The sequence below is a fragment of the Mycobacterium sp. genome, assembly GCF_049280035.1.
In the GTDB taxonomy this organism is placed as follows: Bacteria; Actinomycetota; Actinomycetes; order Mycobacteriales; family Mycobacteriaceae; genus Mycobacterium.
The window spans coordinates 1-3,039 of sequence record NZ_JBAPPI010000195.1 but is presented as its reverse complement, the minus strand read 5'-3'; the positions used below and the strand labels follow the sequence as shown (position 1 = coordinate 3,039).

General features: G+C 64.5%; 4 protein-coding genes and 1 pseudogene. 2 read left to right on the top strand and 3 right to left on the bottom strand.

The window, feature by feature from the left end; genetic code table 11:
- Positions 1-85 precede the first annotated feature (85 nt).
- The 3 genes from WAN71_RS06450 to WAN71_RS06440 are packed head-to-tail and all read right to left on the bottom strand — an operon-like array spanning position 86 to position 1,960.
- The gene (locus WAN71_RS06450; RefSeq protein WP_422224537.1) at positions 86-556 is read right to left on the bottom strand and encodes an FAD-dependent oxidoreductase; all 471 of its coding nucleotides are present in this window, start codon (positions 554-556) and stop codon (positions 86-88) included.
- A 43-nt stretch (positions 557-599) separates the two neighbouring features.
- Complete coding sequence (locus WAN71_RS06445; RefSeq protein ID WP_422224536.1) at positions 600-947, bottom strand: DoxX family protein; 348 nt, start codon at positions 945-947, stop codon at positions 600-602.
- Between the two features lie 17 nt (positions 948-964).
- Positions 965-1,960, bottom strand: a complete 996-nt coding sequence (locus WAN71_RS06440) for an LLM class flavin-dependent oxidoreductase (RefSeq protein WP_422224535.1) — start codon at positions 1,958-1,960, stop codon at positions 965-967.
- Positions 1,961-1,990: 30 nt separating this feature from the next.
- Here WAN71_RS06440 and WAN71_RS06435 point away from each other — a divergent pair.
- Positions 1,991-2,329: pseudogene (locus tag WAN71_RS06435) on the top strand (hypothetical protein); the annotation flags it as partial.
- A gap of 84 nt (positions 2,330-2,413) precedes the next feature.
- The gene (locus tag WAN71_RS06430; protein WP_422224534.1) at positions 2,414-2,758 is read left to right on the top strand and encodes a hypothetical protein; all 345 of its coding nucleotides are present in this window, start codon (positions 2,414-2,416) and stop codon (positions 2,756-2,758) included.
- Positions 2,759-3,039: the final 281 nt, after the last annotated feature.

Here is a 3,039-nt window from a genome sequence, read left to right as displayed (position 1 = left end):
TAGCCTTAGAAGTCGACCAGCGCTTCAGCTCATAACGACGCTCACCAACCGGCGGCTCGGTGAACAGCGTCCCCCGAACAAGAACCTATCGAGCGAAGGCTCGCTGTTCGGATCCCATTAGCTCATAGTCACCATCCGGACCGGCGACCTGCACGGTGACGCCGTCGGCGCGTTGGTCGAAGCCTGTCAGCCGGTGGTCCCAGCGAATGTCCACGTCGTACTCGCCGGCGCGCTCGGCAAGGATTTGCACAAGGCGGGGCTGCTGCACGGCGACCATATAGTTTTGGGTATCGGCCGTCCCCGCCAGATCCAGCGTCAAGGCCGCAAACATGGCCCAAGGGGACGGCTGCGGTGGGTCATCGGTCTCCGCCAGGACGCTGTAGAAACCTCGATGGTCGAGAATCCGAACCCCTTGGCCCGTCACCCCGTTGGCGCGCGGCTCCGGATTTGGTCCCGGCAACGGGTCCAACACGATCGGCCGGATTCCGGACAGTGCGAGCTCACAAGCCAGCATCAGACCATTGGGGCCGGCGCCGGCGATGACAACGTCATTCATTTAGCCCAGCTTACTAGTGCTGGCGCGGGCGCGACAGTAGCCGTTAGACCGACTGCAGGATGGCGGTCGCGACAGCCAGGCCCAGGCCGATCACCGCCGGAGCCGTGTCAGCGACGCTGTCTGATGCGCGCACGTGAAAAACAATGGCGCCCAACAAGAGCAGAGCAAGCCCGATGGCGGCGGCGACACCGATCGGCGGCGCCCAGACCAAACCCACCAAGACACCGGCGACGCCGGCCAGTTCGAGTAGCCCAATCAAGCGCCATTGCGCCGGCTTAACGCCGAGATGGTCGCGGATCGCGAGCGATTGCCGCACCCCGAACAGCTTGATCAAGCTGGCAAACGCAAAAAGCGCAGCAAGCAACGCCGTGACGATAACTTTGGCAGCCATCACCACACGGTAATACCTCAGCCCTTAAGACCCATGGCGGATGCGAAGGCGCGGAGCTCTCGCTCGATGTCGGATCCGGCCGGCTGGTAAACGAGTTCGGTGACGCCGAGTGCGCCGAATCCGGCAACGCGCTCCGATACCTGTTGCGCTGTACCCACCAACGCCGTGGCGCTGGCCAACGGTATGAGGTCGCCGACGTGTGGCTCGTCCCGGGGGTTGGCCTTGACCAGGTGTCCCTCGTGGATTGCGAGATGCCGCTCGGCCTCCGGACAGGCCTCGACCGCCGCACGCCACTCGCGCCCGCCCGGTAGCCCGTCAACCGCGGCCGCGCCGCCGCGCTCGTAGGCGGCGTGATACATAACCACCGCTGCAGGCGCGGCGGCGTCGACGACCCGAGCAGAGGTCAGCTGCTCGCCCTCATCGAGCACTGTGCCGAAGGACAGCAGCGCCCTCCAATCGGCCACCTTGACCGCATCGGGTTGGGGGACGGCGGCGGAGAACACGCCGTCGCCGAGTTCGGCCGCCACCGCCAGCCCCTTCGGGCCGTCGGCGCCGATCAAGATCGGGACGTTGAGCGGTCGCTTCGCGCCGAAGCCAGGCCGGTGCAGCATGCGGATTTTCGCGCCGTCCCATTCGCTGGTTTCGCCGGCCAGCAGCGCCCTCAAGCATCGGACGTATTCAGCGACCTGGCGCCACGGCATGGGCCGCTTGCCCAGCGCGAACCGGCCGGTGAAGCCCGACCCGACGGCCACTGCGACGCGACCCGGCGCTTGGTCTGCGAGCTCGGCGATTGCGGCGGCGTTGACCATGGGGTGACGCAGGCTGGGAACGAGCACACCCGGCCCGAGGCCGATGCGCGACGTGCGTTCAGCACAACGCGAAAGGACCATCCACACGTCGGATTGAAGCGCGGGGGAGTCATAGAGCCACGCTCGCCGGTAGCCGAGCTTTTCGGCCACCTGCACGTGTGCCGGGGTGTCCGACGAGGTCGCGAAGGCGCAAGAGATGTCCATACTGCGACACTATTCCCTGCCGGGATCGACAACGAACGTCGTTACAGTCCCGCCGTGTGCACCGGCATTGACTTGCGGGTAGTGCAAGGCAAGCCCGAGCTCGACAAGGCCAGCACGTCCTACGTGGAGCGCCAAAACCTGTCCATGCGGATGGGGATGCGCCGGTTTACCCGGCTCACCAACGGGTTCTCAAAGAAGGTCGAGAACTTGGCCCACTAGGTGTCGCTGCACTACATGTCGTACAACTTCGCCCGCCCGCACGGCACCCTCACCAAATCGACGGGCGGCCACAAGACAACGCCCGCAATGGCTGTCGGCATCACCAACCGCATCTGGACGCACCGCGACATCGCCGCACTACTCGATTGATGCCGCGCCCTTCAATTTTGGGATCGGTAGCGGCGAGGACGGTGCTACCGTGCGTCAGTGCACTATTTGTGGAACCTCAGCAATTTGTGGATCATTGCCGTCGGGATCCTCGCGGCTGTCGTCGTCGGCATCTGGCAGACGAAGTTCATGAATCCCAAAATTCGCGGTGCCGCGCTGACGGGGACGGCGCAGGTTTTATCGGTGAATCGGGCCACGGCCCCGTACCAAGCGGGAGATGCTCTCGCGCTCCGGATCGGACTGAGGGTGGAAGTCCCTGGCCGCCAACCCTACGACGTGACAGTTAAGCGGACGGTTGATCTTAGCCACGTCGTCGTGGGCCACCTGCAGACCGGCGCGACCATCCCGGTACAGGTTGATGCGACCGACCCGCAAAAGGTTCGGTTCGATTTCAGCCAGCCGATCACGTAGCGGGACTGTGCGAGTCCAGCGCCGGCCGCCGCACAGGGGCCAAACTAACCCCTACCGAAAGCTGATTCTGACCCAAATGAGCTACGAGCCGTCGCATTTTCCCCGGTCAAACTGACCCACTACCTCGACCCAGTTCAGATTTCGACGCGGCGAGTGCGTATTAAGGTTTGTGCGACAGCGGTTGGGCGGACGCTCAGCGACCCGAGCATGCGTCGAAAAGGGGCAACAGATGGAGGGGATGGCCGAGCTGATACCGGTGCTGGCTGCACACCGCTTCGATG